At 60.8% G+C, this 17361-nt stretch carries 18 protein-coding genes; 5 read left to right on the top strand and 13 right to left on the bottom strand.

The features are described from left to right. Positions 1–356: 356 nt before the first annotated feature. From LQK84_RS12535 to LQK84_RS12495, 9 genes are all read right to left on the bottom strand, one after another. Positions 357–1343: an ABC transporter substrate-binding protein gene (locus LQK84_RS12535; protein ID WP_230829065.1), complete on the bottom strand. Its 987-nt coding sequence runs from the start codon at positions 1341–1343 to the stop codon at positions 357–359. A gap of 71 nt (positions 1344–1414) precedes the next feature. Beyond that, positions 1415–2287, bottom strand: a complete 873-nt coding sequence (locus LQK84_RS12530) for an ABC transporter permease (RefSeq protein WP_230829064.1) — start codon at positions 2285–2287, stop codon at positions 1415–1417. After that, positions 2284–3174, bottom strand: coding sequence for an ABC transporter permease (locus LQK84_RS12525; protein ID WP_230829063.1), 891 nt, complete (start codon positions 3172–3174; stop codon positions 2284–2286). The genes LQK84_RS12530 and LQK84_RS12525 overlap by 4 nt, the downstream gene beginning before the upstream one ends. A 234-nt stretch (positions 3175–3408) precedes the next feature. After that, entirely contained in the window at positions 3409–4200 is a 792-nt protein-coding gene (locus LQK84_RS12520) for an ABC transporter ATP-binding protein (RefSeq protein ID WP_230829062.1), read from the bottom strand. A 188-nt stretch (positions 4201–4388) separates the two neighbouring features. Beyond that, positions 4389–5045 carry a LysE family translocator gene (locus LQK84_RS12515; protein ID WP_230829061.1) on the bottom strand — a complete coding sequence of 219 codons (657 nt, stop codon included), beginning with the start codon at positions 5043–5045 and terminating at the stop codon, positions 4389–4391. 4 nt (positions 5046–5049) lie between these two features. Further along, on the bottom strand, positions 5050–6507 hold the full coding sequence (gene hydA / locus LQK84_RS12510) for a dihydropyrimidinase (protein WP_230829060.1): 1458 nt from the start codon (positions 6505–6507) through the stop codon (positions 5050–5052). A 94-nt stretch (positions 6508–6601) separates the two neighbouring features. Continuing rightward, on the bottom strand, positions 6602–6799 hold the full coding sequence (locus LQK84_RS12505; RefSeq protein ID WP_230829059.1) for a hypothetical protein: 198 nt from the start codon (positions 6797–6799) through the stop codon (positions 6602–6604). A 72-nt stretch (positions 6800–6871) separates the two neighbouring features. Continuing rightward, positions 6872–7099: a hypothetical protein gene (locus tag LQK84_RS12500; RefSeq protein WP_230829058.1), complete on the bottom strand. Its 228-nt coding sequence runs from the start codon at positions 7097–7099 to the stop codon at positions 6872–6874. A 40-nt stretch (positions 7100–7139) separates the two neighbouring features. Then, the gene (locus tag LQK84_RS12495) at positions 7140–8390 is read right to left on the bottom strand and encodes a Zn-dependent hydrolase (RefSeq protein WP_230829057.1); all 1251 of its coding nucleotides are present in this window, start codon (positions 8388–8390) and stop codon (positions 7140–7142) included. Positions 8391–8672: 282 nt separating this feature from the next. Between LQK84_RS12495 and LQK84_RS12490 the strand changes: the two genes are divergently transcribed. The 5 genes from LQK84_RS12490 (at position 8673) to LQK84_RS12470 (ending at position 14611) form a co-directional block, all read left to right on the top strand. Continuing rightward, the gene (locus tag LQK84_RS12490; RefSeq protein ID WP_230829056.1) at positions 8673–9311 is read left to right on the top strand and encodes a TetR family transcriptional regulator C-terminal domain-containing protein; all 639 of its coding nucleotides are present in this window, start codon (positions 8673–8675) and stop codon (positions 9309–9311) included. Between the two features lie 297 nt (positions 9312–9608). Next, positions 9609–11918, top strand: coding sequence for a sensor domain-containing protein (locus tag LQK84_RS12485; protein ID WP_230829055.1), 2310 nt, complete (start codon positions 9609–9611; stop codon positions 11916–11918). A gap of 85 nt (positions 11919–12003) precedes the next feature. Continuing rightward, positions 12004–12414 (top strand): group II truncated hemoglobin, encoded by a 411-nt coding sequence (locus LQK84_RS12480; protein WP_230829054.1) that lies wholly within the window; start codon positions 12004–12006, stop codon positions 12412–12414. Next, positions 12407–12778, top strand: coding sequence for a DUF423 domain-containing protein (locus tag LQK84_RS12475; RefSeq protein ID WP_230829053.1), 372 nt, complete (start codon positions 12407–12409; stop codon positions 12776–12778). The genes LQK84_RS12480 and LQK84_RS12475 overlap by 8 nt, the downstream gene beginning before the upstream one ends. 141 nt (positions 12779–12919) lie before the next feature. Next, positions 12920–14611, top strand: a complete 1692-nt coding sequence (locus LQK84_RS12470) for an alpha/beta hydrolase family protein (protein WP_230829052.1) — start codon at positions 12920–12922, stop codon at positions 14609–14611. A 58-nt stretch (positions 14612–14669) separates the two neighbouring features. Here the strand turns inward: LQK84_RS12470 and LQK84_RS12465 are convergent, their stop codons facing one another. From LQK84_RS12465 to pobA, 4 genes are all read right to left on the bottom strand, one after another. After that, positions 14670–14984 (bottom strand): antibiotic biosynthesis monooxygenase family protein, encoded by a 315-nt coding sequence (locus tag LQK84_RS12465; RefSeq protein WP_230829051.1) that lies wholly within the window; start codon positions 14982–14984, stop codon positions 14670–14672. Between the two features lie 15 nt (positions 14985–14999). Continuing rightward, positions 15000–15239 carry a hypothetical protein gene (locus tag LQK84_RS12460; RefSeq protein ID WP_230829050.1) on the bottom strand — a complete coding sequence of 80 codons (240 nt, stop codon included), beginning with the start codon at positions 15237–15239 and terminating at the stop codon, positions 15000–15002. Then, positions 15232–15633: a DUF2325 domain-containing protein gene (locus LQK84_RS12455; protein WP_230829049.1), complete on the bottom strand. Its 402-nt coding sequence runs from the start codon at positions 15631–15633 to the stop codon at positions 15232–15234. The genes LQK84_RS12460 and LQK84_RS12455 overlap by 8 nt, the downstream gene beginning before the upstream one ends. A 390-nt stretch (positions 15634–16023) precedes the next feature. Beyond that, positions 16024–17193, bottom strand: a complete 1170-nt coding sequence (gene pobA, locus LQK84_RS12450; RefSeq protein ID WP_230829048.1) for a 4-hydroxybenzoate 3-monooxygenase — start codon at positions 17191–17193, stop codon at positions 16024–16026. Positions 17194–17361: the final 168 nt, after the last annotated feature.

Genomic DNA, 17361 nt, shown 5'->3' with positions numbered 1-17361 from the left:
ATATCCCGTGCCGATATTCCAGTCTTTTGCGGCGGTGCAATATGCTCTCCGACCTCTGGCCGTCATCCCTTTTACGCGTGTGCAGGGCAAACGGTTTTGAACGAAATGCGACATGTCTTTCGTCAACCGGGCGTCAACCGGGGGATGTCGCATTTCACGAAGCGCCAAATGCAGCCGTTGACACGGCTGCGGCAGCATGAACTTCGTCAAAATCGTTATATCGAGCCCTGCTAAATTTCAATCGCACTCCAGCGCGGCTGCTGACAGGTTCTGGCAGCAGGCTGCATCGCGCTGTGCAGAAACGAAAAATGCGCGGGCCCTGCAGCCCGCGCATCGGTCATCGGAATCGTTGCGGCTTACTTCTTGAGAGCCGCATCGGTGATTTCATGCGTCCAGGCGCCTTCCGGCTTCTTGGTGATGATCTTCTGCGCGAGAACGGCAGCTTCCGTGCGGGTATAGGCGGCTTCGTCCAGAACGCCGGTGGAATCGCCGAGGAGCTTGGCCACTTCGCCCATCATGTAGACCTGATGTTCCTTGGTCTGCGCGCCGGTGGAGTCATTTTCGAGAACGATGCCAGCAGCTTCTTCCGGATGTGCCTTGGCATAGGCCCAGCCCTTCATGGACGCGCGGACGAACTTGACCATGTTGTCCTTGAACTTGGCGTCCTTCAGCTTGTCGCCGAGAACGTAGAGGCCGTCTTCCAGCAGGTTTGCGCCCATGTCCGTGTAGTTGAACACGGTGAGCTTATCGAGCGTGAAGCCGGCGTCGATGGCCTGACCGAGTTCGTTATAGGTCATGACGTGGATGCAGTCGGCCTGCTTCTGGATGAGCGGCTGCACGTCGAAGCTCTGCTGCAGAACCTTGACGCCGTTCGGGCCGCCCTCGGTGGAGATGCCTTCCTTGTTCATCAGCGCGAAGAAGGGCACTTCGTTGCCGAAGAACCAGACGCCGACCGTGCGGCCCTTGAAGTCGGCGATCTTCTTGACCGGGCCATCCTTCGGGCAGACGATTTCGAGACCGCCACTCTTGTAGGGCTGTGCGATGTTGACGAGCGGAACGCCCTTTTCGCGAGCGGCAAGGGCTGCACCCATCCAGTCGACGATGACGTCGGCGCCGCCGCCGGCGATGACCTGTTCCGGCGCGATGTTCGGGCCGCCCGGCTTGATCTCGACGTCGATGCCTTCTTCCTTGTAGAAGCCCTTGTCCTTGGCGACGAAATAGCCGGCAAACTGGGCCTGCGTGACCCATTTCAGCTGCAGCGTGACCTTTTCGGCGGCGTGGGCAGCGACGCCGGAAAGGGCGAGCGCCGTGCCGAGCATGAGCGAAGCAATTGTCTTTTTCATTGTTCAACCCTCTTTTTGTTTCTCCCGTCCACCACGGACGGAACCTTGATTGAGGCAGGCAAGCCTGCCTTTTACCTCTGCCCCCCACGGACAGAGGGATGCCAGAACGTGACCTTGCGCTCGATGAGCGCGACGATCCCGTAGAAAAGCGAACCGGCGATGGCGGCGGCCAGAATTTCCGCCCAGACCATGGCCGTGTTCATGCGGCCCATCTCGGTCGAGATGCGGAAGCCCATGCCGACCGAGGGCGAGCCGAAGAATTCGGCGACGATGGCGCCGATCATGGCGAGCGTCGAGTTGATCTTCAGGGCGTTGAAGATGAAGGGCCAGGCGGCGGGCAGGCGGAGCTTCAGCAGCGTCTGCGGCCAGCTTGCGGCATAGGTGCGCATCAGGTCACGCTCCATATGGCCGGCGGCGGTAAGGCCGGTGATCGTGTTGATAAGCATCGGGAAGAAGATCATCGTGACGATGATCGCCGCCTTGGACGGCCATTCGAAGCCGAACCACATGATCATGATCGGTGCGAGACCGACGATGGGGAGCGCCGAGACGAGATTGCCGAGCGGCAGCAGCCCCGCTTTCAGAAAGGGCGAACGGTCGATCAGGAAGGCGGCGATCAGCCCCGCGCCGCAGCCGATGGCATAGCCCGGCAGCACTTCCTTGAACACGGTCTGCCAGACATCAACGGCGATGATCGGCAGCGAATTGGCCGCCGCTTCAACGATGATGCTGGGGGCGGGCAACAGGATTTCCGGGATGGCGAGGCCACGCGTCAGCAGTTCCCACAGCGCCAGCAGACACAGACCGAAAATGGCCGGCACGATAAAGCCGATCTGCCGTTCGGCAGCGGGGCCGGCGGGCTTGAGGCGCACGAGATATTCGTTGAGCGCCCAGCTTCCGAGCCAGACGGCAAGCGCGATTATGATGACGACGACGGCGCTCATGCCTGTGCCTCCGGTCTTGCGCCCATCATGCGATAGACGAGACGCTCTATGCCGCCGACGATGAAGACGAGGAGGCCGGCCACGATGGATGACACGAACAGCGCTGCCCAGATCTGGATCGTCTGGCCGTAGTAGGAGCCGGAGAGGAGGCGCGCGCCGAGGCCCGCGACCGCGCCGGTCGGCAGTTCGCCGACAATCGCGCCGATCAGCGAAATCGCGATACCCACCTTCAGCGAGGCAAAGAGGAAGGGAATGGCGGCGGGGAAGCGCAGCTTCCAGAAGAGCTGGGTGCGGCTGGCATAATAAGTGTGCATCAGATCCAGTTGAATGATTTCCGGCGAACGCAGCCCCTTCACCATGCCGACGACGACTGGGAAGAAGGAGAGGTAGGTGGAAATCAGCGCCTTGGGCAAGAGGCCGGAAATGCCGATGGCGTTCAGCACGACGATCAGCATGGGCGCAATCGCCATGATCGGGATCGTCTGGCTGGCGATGACCCAGGGCATCATCGACTTGTCCATGGCAAGGTTATGCACGATGCCGACAGCCAATGCGATGCCGAGAACCGTGCCGAGCCCGAAGCCGAGCAGGGTGGCCGAAAGCGTGATCCAGGCGTGATAGACCAGCGAGCGCTTGGAGGTGATGCTCATCGTCGCCGTGGAATTCCAGATTTCGGTGACGATCTGGTGCGGCGCGGGCAGCAGCGGCTTGTCCATCGAATAGGCTTTCAGCCACATCGCGCCCGTTGTCAGCACCTCACCCTTGCGGGCGGCTTCCTCGACCGCGAGTGTGCGGTTCATGAGGAGGGCTGCGGCGTACCATGCGGCGATGATCACGACGAGGACGGCGAGGACGGGCCAGATCTTGGTGCGGAGCGTGTTTGTCATGACGGGACTCCGCAACATTCACTTTCGTCATCCCGGACTTGATCCGGGATCCAGCCAGCCCGCGTCTGCGGGCTGAAAGACCCCTTCAAAAAAGGGTCCTTTCGCGCGATGGACATCGCGCGGCTGGATGCCGGATCAAGTCCGGCATGACGGAGGGAATGGTAGCGGCGCACCCCCCTCTGTCTGCTGCGCAGACATCTCCCGCTCAAGGGGGGAGAGTGGTGGAGCCTAGCCTCAATCATCATAGCTATGCCCCGCCTTCAGCCCTTCGCGGACGCGATGGGCAATGGCCAGAAATTCCGGCGTTTCGCGGATATCGAGCGGGCGTTCCTTCGGCAGCGTGGACTCGATGATGTCCGTCACACGACCGGGGCGGGGGCTCATGACCACGATCTTGGTCGAGAGATAGACGGCCTCGGGGATCGAGTGGGTGACGAAACAGATCGTCTTGTTGGTGCGGGCCCAAAGCTCCAGAAGCTGCAGGTTGAGATGGTCGCGGACGATTTCGTCGAGAGCGCCGAAGGGCTCGTCCATCAGGAGGAGATCGGCGTCGAAGGCGAGCGCGCGGGCAATCGAGGCGCGCTGCTGCATGCCGCCGGAGAGCTGCCAGGGATATTTCTTGCCGAAGCCGGTGAGGTTGACGAGCGCCAGCGTATGGTCGATCCGCTTCTTCTGCTCGTCCTTGGAATAGCCCATGATTTCAAGGGGAAGGGCTATGTTCTTCTCGATCGTGCGCCACGGATAGAGGGCTGCCGCCTGAAAGACATAGCCATAGGAACGGTTTTTCCGCGCATCCTCCGGCGTCGTTCCGTTGACAAGGATCTGGCCTTCGGTTGCCTTTTCGAGATCGGCAATGACGCGCAGGAACGTCGTCTTGCCGCAGCCGGAAGGCCCGATGAAGGACACGAAGTCGCCCTTGCGCACATCGAGATTGACCCCGGTCAGCGCGTTGACGGGACCGTCATTCGTCTGAAAGGTCAGGCCCAGATTTTTCGCCGAAACGACGGAAGACTGATTTTCTGCCATGTTCACCCAGTGCATTTCTGTTTCGCGGGACGCTGGCGATTTTCGCTCTTTTGTCACGTCGCGCTGATGATGTTCCCCGGACTTTTCGTCCGTCTGTTTTTTTATTTAGGTCTTGCTTCTATGTCATCCGGTGGCGACCATGAATGCAAGCTTGTTTTCAGTTGCGTGACGCGGGGCAGTCCTTGCCCTCACGCCTTTCTCTCCCAGGCAAGCGCTCCGGCCAACAGTATTAGAAAGCCGCCGGCGATGGCCTCTATCCATAGCACCACGCGTTCCGTGATCACCTTTGCGAGAGCAGAGAAGGAGATCGCATAGATCAGCAAGACCGGCACCTCCAGCAGGATCGAAACGCTGCCGAAAACCATCATTTGCAGCGCGACAGGCCCATGCGGGTCGATGAACTGCGGCAGGATGGCGACGAAAAAGGCAAGGTTCTTCGGGTTGGCCGCCTGAAGGCTGATGCCTTTCCAATAGAGCTTAAGCGGCGTGGTTTTGGCGCGCGGCATTTTCGAGGCTTCCGCGAAAGGTGCATCGTGTTTCTCGCCGCGCCACCACGCCTCGATCAGCGGAAGCACCATCTTGATGCCGAGCCAGGCGAGATAAAGCGCGCCAACGATCTTCAGCACATAGAAGAGCGTCGCACTTGCGATGATCAGCGATGCGACGCCTGCTGCCGACAGGGCAAAATAGATGGCATTGGTCGTGAGTGCTCCGGCGGCCGCACATTGCGAACGCCACAAACCCTGCCGCATGGACAGGCCGACCACCAGAAGCACCGTCGGCCCCGGCGATAAACAGAGCAGGAACTCTGTCGCGGCAAAGGCCGCGAGATTCGACCAATCCATCGGCTCAAACCCCGCTCGCCGGTATCCCCGTGCGTTGGACCTTCCTCGGCGCGGTGATTCCCTTCCAGGTCGACAGCGCCGAAGACACGGCCGGGAAGGGGGGCCTGGCGACAAACTCGCCGTGGCCTTCGCGGGTCTTGATGGTGGATTCTTCGATCGCGACATAGCCGCGGGTCAGCGTGAAGCGGGGCAGGCCCTTGACCTTCTTGCCTTCGAAGACGTTGTAGTCGATGGCTGATTGCTGGCCGGTGGCACTGATCGTCTTTTCGCGGTTCGGGTCCCAGACGACGATGTCGGCATCGGCGCCGACAAGGATTGCACCCTTCTTCGGATAAACGTTGAGGATCTTGGCGATATTGGTCGAGGTGACGGCCACGAACTCGTTCATGGTGATGCGGCCGGTCGCCACGCCATAGGTCCAGAGCATCGGCAGGCGGTCTTCGAGGCCGCCGGTGCCGTTCGGGATCTTGGTGAAATCGCCCACGCCATAGCGCTTCTGTTCGGTGGTGAAGGCGCAGTGGTCAGTGGCGACCACCTGCAGCGAGCCAGACGCAAGACCGGCCCAAAGCGAGTCCTGATGCTTCTTGTCGCGGAAGGGGGGCGACATGACGCGGCGTGCCGCATGGTCCCAGTCTGCATTGGCATATTCGCTTTCGTCCAGCGTCAGGTGCTGGATCAGCGGTTCGCCATAGACGCGCATGCCGTTCTGGCGGGCGCGGCGGATTGCTTCATGGGCCTGTTCGCAGGACGTGTGCACGACGTAGAGCGGCACGCCCGCCATGTCGGCGATGATGATGGCGCGGTTGGTCGCTTCGCCCTCGACGGAGGCGGGGCGGGAATAGGCGTGGGCCTCGGGGCCGTTATTGCCTTCGCCGAGCAGCTTGGCTTGCATCTGCGCGACGATGTCGCCGTTTTCAGCGTGCACCAGAGGCAGCGCGCCGAGAGCGGCGCAGCGCTGGAAGGAGGAGAACATCTCGTCGTCATCCACCATCAGCGCGCCCTTGTAGGCCATGAAATGCTTGAAGGTGTTGATGCCCTTTTCCTTGACGATGGTCTCCATCTCGTTGAAGACCTGCTCGCCCCACCAGGTAATGGACATGTGGAAGGAATAGTCGGCATTGGCGCGGGTCGACTTGTTGTCCCAGCGCTTCAGCGCATCAACGAGCGATTGGCCCGGATCGGGCAGGCAGAAATCCACCACCATGGTCGTGCCGCCGGCAAGACCCGCCCGCGTGCCGCTCTCGAAATCGTCGGACGAATAGGTGCCCATGAAGGGCATTTCGAGATGCACATGCGGATCGATGCCGCCCGGCATGACATAGCAGCCGGTCGCGTCCAGCACCTCGGTGCCGGAGAGGTTCGGGCCGATCTCGGTGATCACCCCATGCTCGATCTTCACATCCGCCTTGTAGGTCAGGTCAGCCGTGACAATGGTGCCGCCCTTGATGACTTTGCTGCTCATGATGCTGTTCCCTTGGTGTTTTTCTTGGACGCAGATGCTTTCAAGCGCGCGTCAATCAACGCGCGACAAAATTCGTAAACAAGGTCTTGGGGATTCAGGCTTCGACGAGGTCGAGGCGTTTTTCGATGCGAAGGACACGATCATCGAGTCGATCGAAGCGGTTCGAGATGATGGCGTATTGCTGTTCGAGGACGCCGAGCCGGCCCTTGAGCTCCTGCATGTCGTCGGAAAGGCGCTCGACGGTCGAGCGGATCGAGCGAAGGTGTTCGAGAACAAGATTGTCTGTTGCCATAGGTTCTTCTCCTGAAGACCTTTATCCGAGGCATGTTCTGCTGGACTGTTTGCTCGACCAGCGGTCTGGTTTTTAAGCCTCGACGAGGTCCAGGCGTTTCTCGATGCGGGTGAGGTGCTCGTCCACGCGATCCAAACGTTGGGATAGGCTGGCATATTGCGCCGTGAGACCGCCAACCTGATACTCGAGCAATCCAAGACGTTCCTTGGTCTCGAGATGATACTGGGTATGGGTGCCAAGCGTCTGCTGCATCCGCTTGAGCGTTTCATAGATGAGTTCGTTCGTGACCTTGTCGGACATGACATCACCTCTCGATGCGGCAAAGATAATGCCAACGCGCTCACTCCACAATCCCCGCAGTCTCCACCACAGCGCGCAACAGCACGTCGCAGCCGGCGCCTGCCCAGTCCTTGGAAATCTCTTCCGCCTCATTGTGCGAGAGGCCGCCGACGCAGGGGCACATGACCATGGTGGCAGGCGCGACCTTGGCTGCCCAGCAGGCATCATGGCCGGCGCCGGAGATGAGGTTCATGTGGCTGTAGCCGAGGTCTTCGGCGGCCTTGCGGACGGCGGAGACAAGTGTCGGGTCGAAGGTGACGGGATCGAAATGGCCGACGGCCTCGACCGAGCAGCCGACGCCGAGTACTTCGGCGATGGCGGCCGCTTCCTTTTCGATGCGGGCACGCATGCCGTCGAGCTTGGTCTGGTCGGGCGAACGCAGGTCGATGGTGAAGACGACCGTGCCGGGCAGGACGTTGCGGGAATTCGGCGAGAACTTCACCTGACCGACGCCGGCGACGCAGCCGGGCTGGTTTTCCATGGCGATGGCCTGCGTCATTTCCATGATCCGGGCCATGGCAAGGCCGGCATTCACGCGCATGTTCATCGGTGTCGAGCCGGTATGGGCTTCCTTGCCGGTCAGCGTGAATTCGAGCCACCAGAGGCCCTGACAGTGGGTGACAACGCCGATCTGCTTGTCTTCGGCCTCAAGGATTGGGCCCTGTTCGATGTGATATTCGAAATAGGCGTGCATCTTGCGCGCGCCTACCTCTTCGTCGCCGATCCAGCCGATGCGGGCGAGCTCGTCGCCGAAGCGCAGGCCTTCCATGTCCTTGCGATCGTAGGCGTAGTCGATCGAATGGATGCCGGCGAAGACGCCGGAGGCGAGCATGGCAGGCGCAAAGCGCGCGCCTTCCTCGTTCGTCCAGTTGACGACGACGATCGGGTGCTTTGTCTTGATGTTCAGATCATTCATCGAGCGGATGACTTCGAGGCCGGCGAGAACGCCGAGCACACCGTCATATTTGCCACCCGTCGGCTGGGTGTCGAGATGCGAGCCGACATAGACCGGCAGGGCATCCGGGTCGGTGCCCGGACGCGTCATGAACATGTTGCCCATCTTGTCGACGCCCATGGTGAGGCCGGCTGCCTCGCACCAGGACTGGAAGAGCTTGCGTCCCTCGGCATCCGCATCCGTCAGCGTCTGGCGGTTGTTGCCGCCGGCAACGCCGGGCCCGATCTTGGCCATGTCCATGAGGCTGTCCCAAAGACGATCGGCATTGACGCGCATGTTCTGGCCTGGTGCAGCCATGGAAATTCTCCTCAGTTTTCATGTCGAGACGGACCGCGTGGCGCGGCTTCAGCCTCATTGTTCCAGCCGGTTTTCTTTTCTTGTTTTTTCACAAAATCCGCGTTGCGTTTGTAAATTGCATGACGGATAATTTGACCGGTTGGTAAACATTACAGCTTCCGTTGCAGCACTCAAGACGAAAAAAGCGGTCCCTAAAGAGAAAATCGTCGATAAGTGCATATTATGTTCGCAGTGCCTTTTCAAAAGGCAATTCTGCCCGGATGGCAGACGATGAGGGGTGACATGGCGATACCGAGAGCGGCGAAAACCCAGCGCAGGACACGCATCCAGGAGGAGAAGGAAGAGGTCATTCTGGAGGCGGCGCTGGATGTGTTTTCCATGCACGGGTTCAAGGGCGCGACGATCGACCAGATCGCCGAAGTCGCCGGCATGTCGAAGCCCAATCTGCTCTATTATTTCCGCACGAAAGAGGCGATGCACCGGGCGCTGATCGACCGCGTGCTCGACACCTGGCTTGATCCCTTGCGGGAATTCGATGCCGAGGGAAACCCGGAGATCGAGATCAAGAGCTATATCCGCCGCAAGCTGGAAATGGCGCGCGACTTCCCGCGCGAAAGCCGGCTTTTCGCCAACGAAATCCTGCGCGGTGCGCCCACCATCATGGAGGAGCTGGATGATCTGAGGAAGCTCGTCGATGAAAAGGCCGAGGTCATCCGTGCCTGGGTCAAGGCGGGCAAGATCAGCCGTTGCGATCCCTATCACCTCATCTTTTCCATCTGGGCGACGACGCAGCATTACGCCGACTTCGATGTGCAGGTGAGGGCGGTGCTGGGGCCGACCCGCAGCGGCGATGGTCGTTTTGAAGATGCAGCGCGCTTCCTTGAGCAGCTTTACATGAATGGTCTTCAGGTCACAACCTGAGGTCATGTATATGCGGATTGTATTCTAAAAGATGTTTCTAAAGTTAAGGTCTGTCGTCCCATTTCGGTGCAAGTTTATATTTTTACTGTGCGTTAACATGGACTCTGTGTAATTCTGCAATATGTGCTGAAACGATGTAGTGTCGCAGAATGAGACTTGCGACTGCATGCGTCAGCCAGACCCGCGCAGATCGGAAATATTGTCAGGGGCTGTATCAGATAGCCAAGTGCGTTCGGAGGGCCCGAAGGGTTGCAGCAGGTGAGAGGCGAGACGTCCAGTTTGGAGATCGAGCGCATTTTGAGCGCTCACACTGAACTTGATGACGAACATCGTTCACGACTTCTCACTGCACTCGCCACCCTGCAGGACGATGCGTCCCGATTCCAGCTTGTGGCGGCAGCGCTCGACCAGCTGCCCGACGAAATCTTCCTCAAGGATCGCGATGGTCATTACATTCTGGCCAATCGCGAATGCGAATTTTCTCTGGGGCTGCCACCGGGCGCCATGAACGGCAGGCAGGATCTCGAGCTCTACGGTGAGGCCTTCGCCAAACGCTTTCTCGCCGAGGACGCCGAGATATTCGCCAACGGTCGGCCGGTTTTCTCCCAGCCCTTCCAATGGACGCTGCCTCAGGGTGGGGTACGCTGGAACCAGACGTCAAAATACCCCGTCTTCGACAAGGATGGCCAGGTTGTGGCGGTCTGCGGTCAGGTGCGCCAATCCACCGAAGCGATGCAATGGCGGGTGCTTCTGGAAGCCCAGATCGACGTTCTCGAAATGCTGGCCGCGGATCGCCCCCTCGGAGAGGTTTTCCAGCGGATCATCTCGCTTTGCGAAGGCCTGCTTGAGGGCTTCTGGGGGTCGATCCTCGTTCTGAACGAAGCCGGTTCGGCGGTGGTGGAAGCCATCGCACCCTCCATGGCCAGCGAATACGGTGACGCCCTGATCGGCCTGATCATCGACGACAACGTCGGCACCTGCGGAACCGCCTGCTACCGCGGCGTGCCTGTCTACACGGAAGACATCCTGACGGATCACAAGTGGGACGACTACAGGGTTCTTGTGGAGCCCTATGGTTTGCACTCCTGCTGGTCCATGCCCTATTTCAACGCCGATGGAACGGTCCACGGCACGTTTGGTCTCTACTCCCGGCAGCCGCGCCTGCCGAGCGAATTCGAGTCGCGCTGCCTTGCACTCGGCGCGCGGCTTGCCGAACTGGCAGTCGAGCGCGAGCGGGTGACCGCGCAGCTGCGCATCATGGCCGAGCGTGACAGCCTGACCGGCCTGCCGAACCGGTCGGCCTTCTCGGAAATTCTTGCGCGTGAGCTGGCCTCGGCCCATGCCGAAGGCCGCTCTCTTGGCGTGGCTGTTCTCGATATCGATGATTTCCGGCTGGTCAATGACCGCCACGGCCACACGGTCGGCGATGCGTTCCTGACCGCGGTCAGTGCGCGGATGGTGAAAGCCATCCGCCCGGGGGACGTCGTCGCCCGGCTGGGTGCCGACGAGTTCGTCGTGGTGCTGCGCGAAGCCGAAGGCCGGGATGCCAGAGGCGCGCTGCACGAGTTTCTCGCCGCGATCCGCAAGCCGGTGGATATGCCGCGGTTGCGGCTCGGGACGTCGATGACGGCCGGGCTTGCGCTCTTTCCGCAACACGGGAACAACGTGCAGGAATTGCTGAGCCACGCCACGACTGCGATGAACCGGGCGAAGCAGGTCGGCTACGACAGCGACGAAGTCTATGATCCCGAGTTCTCGCGCCAGCAGGAAGAGCGGCGCCAGCGCATCGAAGCGCTGCGCGAATCGATTGCGACGGGCGGCATCGATCTCGATTTCCAGCCGCTGATGAACCTGCATGACGGAAGCATCTATGGTTTCGAGGCGCTGGCCCGCTGGCAGCACCCGCATGAGGGGCGGCTCGGCCCCGGCGCTTTCATTCCGCTCGCCGAACAGGAAGGCCTCATCGTGGAGCTCGGCGGCGCCGTGTTGACGCGGGCCTGCCGGGAGGCTGCGCGCTGGAACCGCGATTTCGGCGTCTGCCGCAGCGTGTCCGTGAATGTCTCCGCCCAGCAGTTTTCCTGTGGCGAGATTCGCGATCAGGTGCGCCATGCGCTTGCCGAAAGCGGCCTTGACCCGGCGCTGCTGGAACTCGAACTGACCGAATCCATGCTGCTCGACGACGAGTGCACGGCCATCGCGATCATGAGCGAACTGAAGACGCTCGGCATTTCGATCGCCATCGACGATTTCGGCACGGGGTTCTCCAATCTCGGTGCGCTCGCGCGTCTGCCCGTCGACCGGCTGAAGATCGACAGGTCTATCATCAGCGACATCGAAACCAACGATGCTGCAGCGTCGATTGCTTCCGCGATCATCGCGATGGGGCAAAGGCTCGGGCTTCGCGTTCTCGCCGAAGGGGTGGAAACGCGCGGGCAGATGGAGTTCCTGCGTGTCAATCATTGCGATGACCTGCAGGGTTTTCTTCTCGGCAGGCCGATGCCCTCGGCGGATGTGCGGGAATTGCTGAGCGGCAGGTCGCCCCAGAATTCGGGCCTTGGCCCGCAGGGCGCCACGTCCAGGCGCACTGCTGCCGGCCGTCAGCGCTGACGCGCCAAATCGCCGCCTTGCCTCCGTCCCTCGCGCGTGCTTAAGCAGGCACGGTGTTTATGGGTCAAGGGTGCGAGAACCGGCGATGAGCGAAGAAGAAACCATCACGCTTTACGAGGCTATCGGCGGAGAGGAGACGATCCGCAAGCTGGTCGCGCGCTTCTATGATCTCATGGACACGCTGCCGGAGGCGAAGAACTGCCGGGCCATTCACCCGCCGAGCCTCGAACGGTCCCGCGACAAGCTCTACGACTACCTGACCGGCTATATGGGCGGGCCGCAGCTCTATATCGAGAAATACGGTCATCCCCGGCTGCGCGCGCGCCATTTCTCGGCACCGATCGGCGTGGCAGAGCGCGACGAATGGCTGCTCTGCTTCCGCATGGCCATGGACGAAACGATCGCGCATCCGAAGCTTCGCGAGATCATCTGGAAGCCGGTGGAGCAATTGGCCCATCACATGCAGAACCGCGAGGAGGGCGAGCCCCATGCCTGAGAATGTTCGTATCCGCCTCTTCGGCGTCTTTGCCGGGCTCTTCGGCATGTGCGGCATCGGTCTGGCGGCCGCTGCCTCGCACATGGACGATCAGCGGCTTCTCGGTGCGGCCTCGCTGATGTGCCTTGTGCACGCGCCGGCGCTTCTCGGATTGATCGCGGCGGGCAACCGGGTGCGCTTCACCGCGCTTTCCGGCGCTCTCTTCATTCTCGGCGTGCTGCTCTTCGCGGGCGATCTGGTGAAGCGTCACTTCGCGGGGACGGGGCTTTTCCCGATGTCGGCACCGAGCGGCGGCATGATCATGATGGCCGGCTGGCTGGTCGTCGGTGCGGGCGCGCTGCTGCACGGCCAACAGAAGGCCTGAACAAATAGAATATTCCTTATTCGTTCGTTTTCTTTTCGATAATTTTCGTTTTGATCAATTTTGACTTGCGCGTAAGCGTAATCCGGTCTTTTCTGCTGCCGCGCCACCGTTGTGACACGGCGGCAAAGGGAGAGATTCACTATGAAAAAATGGACACTTGTGCTGGTCGGCTTCGTGCTGATCCTGGCAGGGGCAGTCGTCGCGCACATGACGCGAACCGATGGCGGGATCAAGGTGAGGGACGTTCGTTTCGCGACGCCGTCCGGCACCGTCATGAGCGCCTTCCTCTATATTCCGCCGAATGCGACGGCCAAGACACCGGCGCCGGGCATTCTCGCCGTTCACGGCTATGTCAATTCGCGCGAGACGCAGGACGGGTTTGCGATCGAATTCGCACGTCGCGGCTATGTGGTTCTGGAAATGGACCAGCGCGGCCACGGCTATAGCGACGGACCGGCCTTTGCCGATGGTTTCGGCGGTCCGGCCGGCCTTGCCTATCTTCGCAGCTTCGACTTTGTCGACAAGAGCAATATCGGCCTTGAAGGTCACTCGATGGGTGGCTGGACCGTGCTTGCGGCCGCTGCCGCCATGCCGAATGATTACAAGGCGCTGGTGCTGGAAGGCTCGTCCACCGGCGCACCCTTCGCCAAGGAAGGCACGCCCGACTGGCCACGCAATTTCGGCCTCGTCTACAGCAAGTATGACGAGTTCTCGCAACTCATGTGGGGCGTTCACCGTCCCGTCGATATCGTGACGGGTCCGAAGCTTCAGGGCGTGTTCGGCACGACCGACATCAAGGTTGGTCAGCTTTATGGCGATATCGCCGCCGGAACGGGGCGCATGCTCTACCAGCCGGTGACGACGCATGCGGGCGACCATATGTCGACGGCAGCGATCGGCGATGCCATTGACTGGTTCTCCAAGACGCTTGTCGGCGGCACGCCGAAGCCGGCCGATGACCAGATCTGGTATCACAAGGAATTCGCGACGCTGGCGATCCTGCTCGGCCTGATGGTTCTGGCGCTTGGCATTTTCGACGTGGCGCTTGGCCTGCCGGCCTTCGCTTCGCTGAAGGCGGAACCGCAGCCGGCACGTCCGGCGCGCAATGGCGGCTGGTGGGTTGCCTTCCTCGTCTCCACCATCGTTCCGGCGCTTGCCTATTTCCCGCTGGCGGGCGTGGGCTATACGAATATTGGTGCGACGCCCTGGCTGCCGCAGCAAGTGACCAATGGCTTCATGGTCTGGGCGCTCGGCGTCGCCGTCGTTTCGCTGGTGCTGCAACTGGTTCTCAATGGGCGTGGTGCCGAGTTCAACACTCGCATCGGTGCTTCGCTTGGTATCGCGGTTCTGACGGTTCTCGGCGTCTATGGCGCGCTTGCCATGGTCGGTGCGGCCTATGGCGTGGATGCACGCTTCTGGATTATCGCGCTGAAGCTGATGTCGGCGACGCAGATGAAGATCTTCGCGATCTATCTGATCCCGTTCACGGTTTTCTTCCTCATCGCGCTGCGGTCCATGCATGCGACGCTGTCGATCCGCGACCAGAGCACGTTCGGGCAATATGCCTGGAATGCGCTGTCCTTCGTGCTCGGTCTCGCCGTTCTGCTGGCGGGCCTCTATGCGGCGCTCTTCATCACCGGCGGCCTGCCGCTGCCGGATCTGGCGCTGTTCCTGATCGTCGGCATTCCGTTCGTGCCGGTTCTGGCCTTTGTCGCGATCTTCTCGACATTCGCCTGGCGCCGCACGAATTCCTATCTGCCGGGCGCGCTCTTTGCCGGTCTCTTCGTCACCTGGTTCGTGGTGGCGGGGCAGGCGACGCAGGCGCCGTTCTGACAAAATGAAACGGGCGGCAGAGATGCCGCCCGTTTCTCATTCCTGACAGATCGCTCAATCAGCCGTCGACGACCGAGGTGTAACCCTCGAAGACCGGCGGGTCGAGATAGATGCTGCGATTATCGCCGGCATTCTTGTGGGCGGCGCGGAAGTTCTCCGATTTCGTCCAGCCGATAAATGCCTCTTCGCTTTCCCAGGTAGAATGCGAGACGAATTGCGTGAAGCCTTCCTCGTCATGCGTCTTGCCGCGCAGGAGATGGAATTCGACGAAGCCGGGATTTTCCTTCAGCTTCGAATCGCGGTTGCGCCAGATATCCTCGAACTGGCCTTCGGAACCCTTGGCGATCTTGAAGCGGTTCATGGCGATATACATGCATCTCTCCCGAGTTCAGTTTGTCGAGCCTGCGGCCTCGTCCTTGTCTCGCAGATTTTCGCGGTTTTTCAAAGACGGGTTCAACGGCTCGGCGTGACGAAGGGGCAGGGCGACGACATTGCCCGCGATCTCGACCGGCGGTGCCGGACGTGTGAGAAGATCGTACAGCTCCGGGATCAAGCCGTCGCCATAGGCAGCGGCGATGTCGTGCAGGCGTATCATGCCGCCAAGCCCGGTTCCGTCTTTGTCACGCATGTTTCAGCCGTCCGTCTTTGATGTCCTGAAGGGCGCGCTCCAGGCTCGACTTGGAGCCGTTGCGCAAGGGGATGAAGCGCTTGCCGTGCTTCTTGCAGCCGGATTTGACGCGCAGGCAGGCGTCGTGGCTGATACAATCGATCGGGCAGAAGACGCAATCGACGGACGGCAGCACCGTGTCGATGCGGCTCACCGCTTCGCGCAGGCCTCCGTCGTGGTGAATGAGTTCCGCGCCATGGGCAGAGGCGATCTGGCGCAGATGCGCCACCTGGCAATCGCGCCCGCCGACATAGAGAAAGCTCTTCAGATCCGCGCTGCTCTCCTCGGGTCTACAGTCACCGCCGCTTTTCCGCGAATCCTGCTTCCCTGCATTTTTCGAAGCCTTTTTCGCCACTTGCATCCTCCAGAAGGTGTCCAGTGGCGGCAACATACAAAACATGATTATTTTGGTAAAGATTAAAGTGGATGAAAAGAGTCACCTTTTTGGGGAGGCTGTTGACAGTGTCGGCGCGGTCCCCCCACCCTACGTCATGCCGGACTTGATCCGGCATCCAGTGCGCGAAGTCCTTCGCGCGGAAGACTCTTGAAAAAGGGTTCTTTCAGCCCGCAGACGCGGGCTGGCTGGATCCCGGATCTAGTCCGGGATGACGGAGTGATAGAGTATCCCTCGGCGGAAACAGCTTTGTCAGTGATATGTGTTGATCGCTTGCGTAACCACGTCAAACGAAAACGGCGGCCCCTTTCGGAGCCGCCGGCCTTGGGAGACATGGTATCGGATCAGGCGTCAGTAGGGCAGGCCGACATAGTTTTCGGCCATCGCGGTCTGGGCGGCGTTGGAGCCGGTCAGGTAGGCGAATTCCGACTGCTGCATGCGCAGGCCGAATTCGCCGTCGGCTTCGAATGTGTGCATCAGCATGGTCATCGACCAGGAGAAGCGCTCGGCCTTCCAGATGCGGGTGAGTGCCCGGCGGGAGTAGTCGTCCAGCGCGGCAAAAGACTTCTCGCCGTAGAATTCCTCAAGGCCCGTGAAGAGATAGTGGATGTCGGAGGCAGCGAGGTTGAGGCCCTTGGCACCCGTCGGCGGCACGATGTGGCCGGCATCACCCGCCAGGAACAGGCGGCCGAAGCGCAGCGGCTCGGCGACGAAGGAGCGCAGCGGTGCAATGGACTTTTCGATCGACGGGCCGGTCTTCAGCGCTTCCGCCTTGTCGGCCGGAATGCGGCGGCGAAGCTCGTCCCAGAAGGCGTCGTCCGACCAGTTTTCCGCCTTGTCCGTCAGCGGAACCTGCACGTAATAGCGGCTGCGCACCAGCGAGCGCTGCGAGCAGAGCGCAAAGCCGCGCTCGTGATGCGCATAGATCAGTTCGTGATCGACCGGCGGCACATCGGCGAGAACGCCGAGCCAGCCGAAGGGATAGATCTTCTCGAAATTCTTGACGCCCTTGTCCTGCACGGCGGCGCGGCAGGTGCCGTGGAACCCGTCGCAGCCGGCGATGAAGTCGGCGTCGATGCGATGCGTCACGCCATCCTTTTCATAGGTGACGTAAGGGTGGTCGGTGTCAAAGTCGTGCGGTGTGACATTGCCTGCATTGTAGATCGTCAAGCCGCCGGTCTCGATACGCTTGTCCATCAGGTCGCGGGTCAGTTCCGTCTGGCCATAGACCATGACGGAGGTGCCGGTCAGGCCCTTGAGGTCGATGCGGTGCTGCACGCCATCGAAGGAAAGGCTGAAGCCGTCATGGACGAGGCCTTCCTTGTGCATGCGGTCGCCGGCCTTGGCCTTGTCCAGCATGCCGACCATGCCGACTTCCAGAACGCCGGCGCGGATGCGGCCGAGAATATAGTCGCGGTCAACGCGATCGATGATGATGTTGTCGATGCCCGCATTGGTGAGCAGCTGGCCAAGCAGAAGGCCGGACGGCCCGGAGCCGACGATGACGACCTGAGTGCGCATGGTATTTTCCTCCCTAAGTTTGTTTGCACGCAACTCCGGACGCAAAACCGTGAGGCACTTTTGCTGGAGTTGGTGCAGGGGCTCTCCCACCCCGCTTTCAATCTTGCCGAATGATAAGTCCGGGGTGCTTGCGCACAATGGAGAAACCGGTCAAAATATTGTACTTTT

The sequence above is a fragment of the Rhizobium sp. C4 genome, from assembly GCF_021026315.1.
GTDB lineage: Bacteria > Pseudomonadota > Alphaproteobacteria > Rhizobiales > Rhizobiaceae > Ensifer_A.
Note: the sequence above shows the minus strand (reverse complement) of the source record. Positions and strands in the feature narration are given on the sequence as shown.

Excerpts from the sequence above, each read along its gene's own strand:
- LQK84_RS12535 (WP_230829065.1), bottom strand. The coding sequence starts at position 1,343 with ATGAAAAAGACAATTGCTTCGCTCATGCTCGGCACGGCGCTCGCCCTT.
- LQK84_RS12530 (WP_230829064.1), bottom strand. The coding sequence starts at position 2,287 with ATGAGCGCCGTCGTCGTCATCATAATCGCGCTTGCCGTCTGGCTCGGA.
- LQK84_RS12525 (WP_230829063.1), bottom strand. The coding sequence starts at position 3,174 with ATGACAAACACGCTCCGCACCAAGATCTGGCCCGTCCTCGCCGTCCTC.
- LQK84_RS12520 (WP_230829062.1), bottom strand. The coding sequence starts at position 4,200 with ATGGCAGAAAATCAGTCTTCCGTCGTTTCGGCGAAAAATCTGGGCCTG.
- LQK84_RS12515 (WP_230829061.1), bottom strand. The coding sequence starts at position 5,045 with ATGGATTGGTCGAATCTCGCGGCCTTTGCCGCGACAGAGTTCCTGCTC.
- hydA (WP_230829060.1), bottom strand. The coding sequence starts at position 6,507 with ATGAGCAGCAAAGTCATCAAGGGCGGCACCATTGTCACGGCTGACCTG.
- LQK84_RS12505 (WP_230829059.1), bottom strand. The coding sequence starts at position 6,799 with ATGGCAACAGACAATCTTGTTCTCGAACACCTTCGCTCGATCCGCTCG.
- LQK84_RS12500 (WP_230829058.1), bottom strand. The coding sequence starts at position 7,099 with ATGTCCGACAAGGTCACGAACGAACTCATCTATGAAACGCTCAAGCGG.
- LQK84_RS12495 (WP_230829057.1), bottom strand. The coding sequence starts at position 8,390 with ATGGCTGCACCAGGCCAGAACATGCGCGTCAATGCCGATCGTCTTTGG.
- LQK84_RS12490 (WP_230829056.1), top strand. The coding sequence starts at position 8,673 with ATGGCGATACCGAGAGCGGCGAAAACCCAGCGCAGGACACGCATCCAG.
- LQK84_RS12480 (WP_230829054.1), top strand. The coding sequence starts at position 12,004 with ATGAGCGAAGAAGAAACCATCACGCTTTACGAGGCTATCGGCGGAGAG.
- LQK84_RS12475 (WP_230829053.1), top strand. The coding sequence starts at position 12,407 with ATGCCTGAGAATGTTCGTATCCGCCTCTTCGGCGTCTTTGCCGGGCTC.
- LQK84_RS12470 (WP_230829052.1), top strand. The coding sequence starts at position 12,920 with ATGAAAAAATGGACACTTGTGCTGGTCGGCTTCGTGCTGATCCTGGCA.
- LQK84_RS12465 (WP_230829051.1), bottom strand. The coding sequence starts at position 14,984 with ATGTATATCGCCATGAACCGCTTCAAGATCGCCAAGGGTTCCGAAGGC.
- LQK84_RS12460 (WP_230829050.1), bottom strand. The coding sequence starts at position 15,239 with ATGCGTGACAAAGACGGAACCGGGCTTGGCGGCATGATACGCCTGCAC.
- pobA (WP_230829048.1), bottom strand. The coding sequence starts at position 17,193 with ATGCGCACTCAGGTCGTCATCGTCGGCTCCGGGCCGTCCGGCCTTCTG.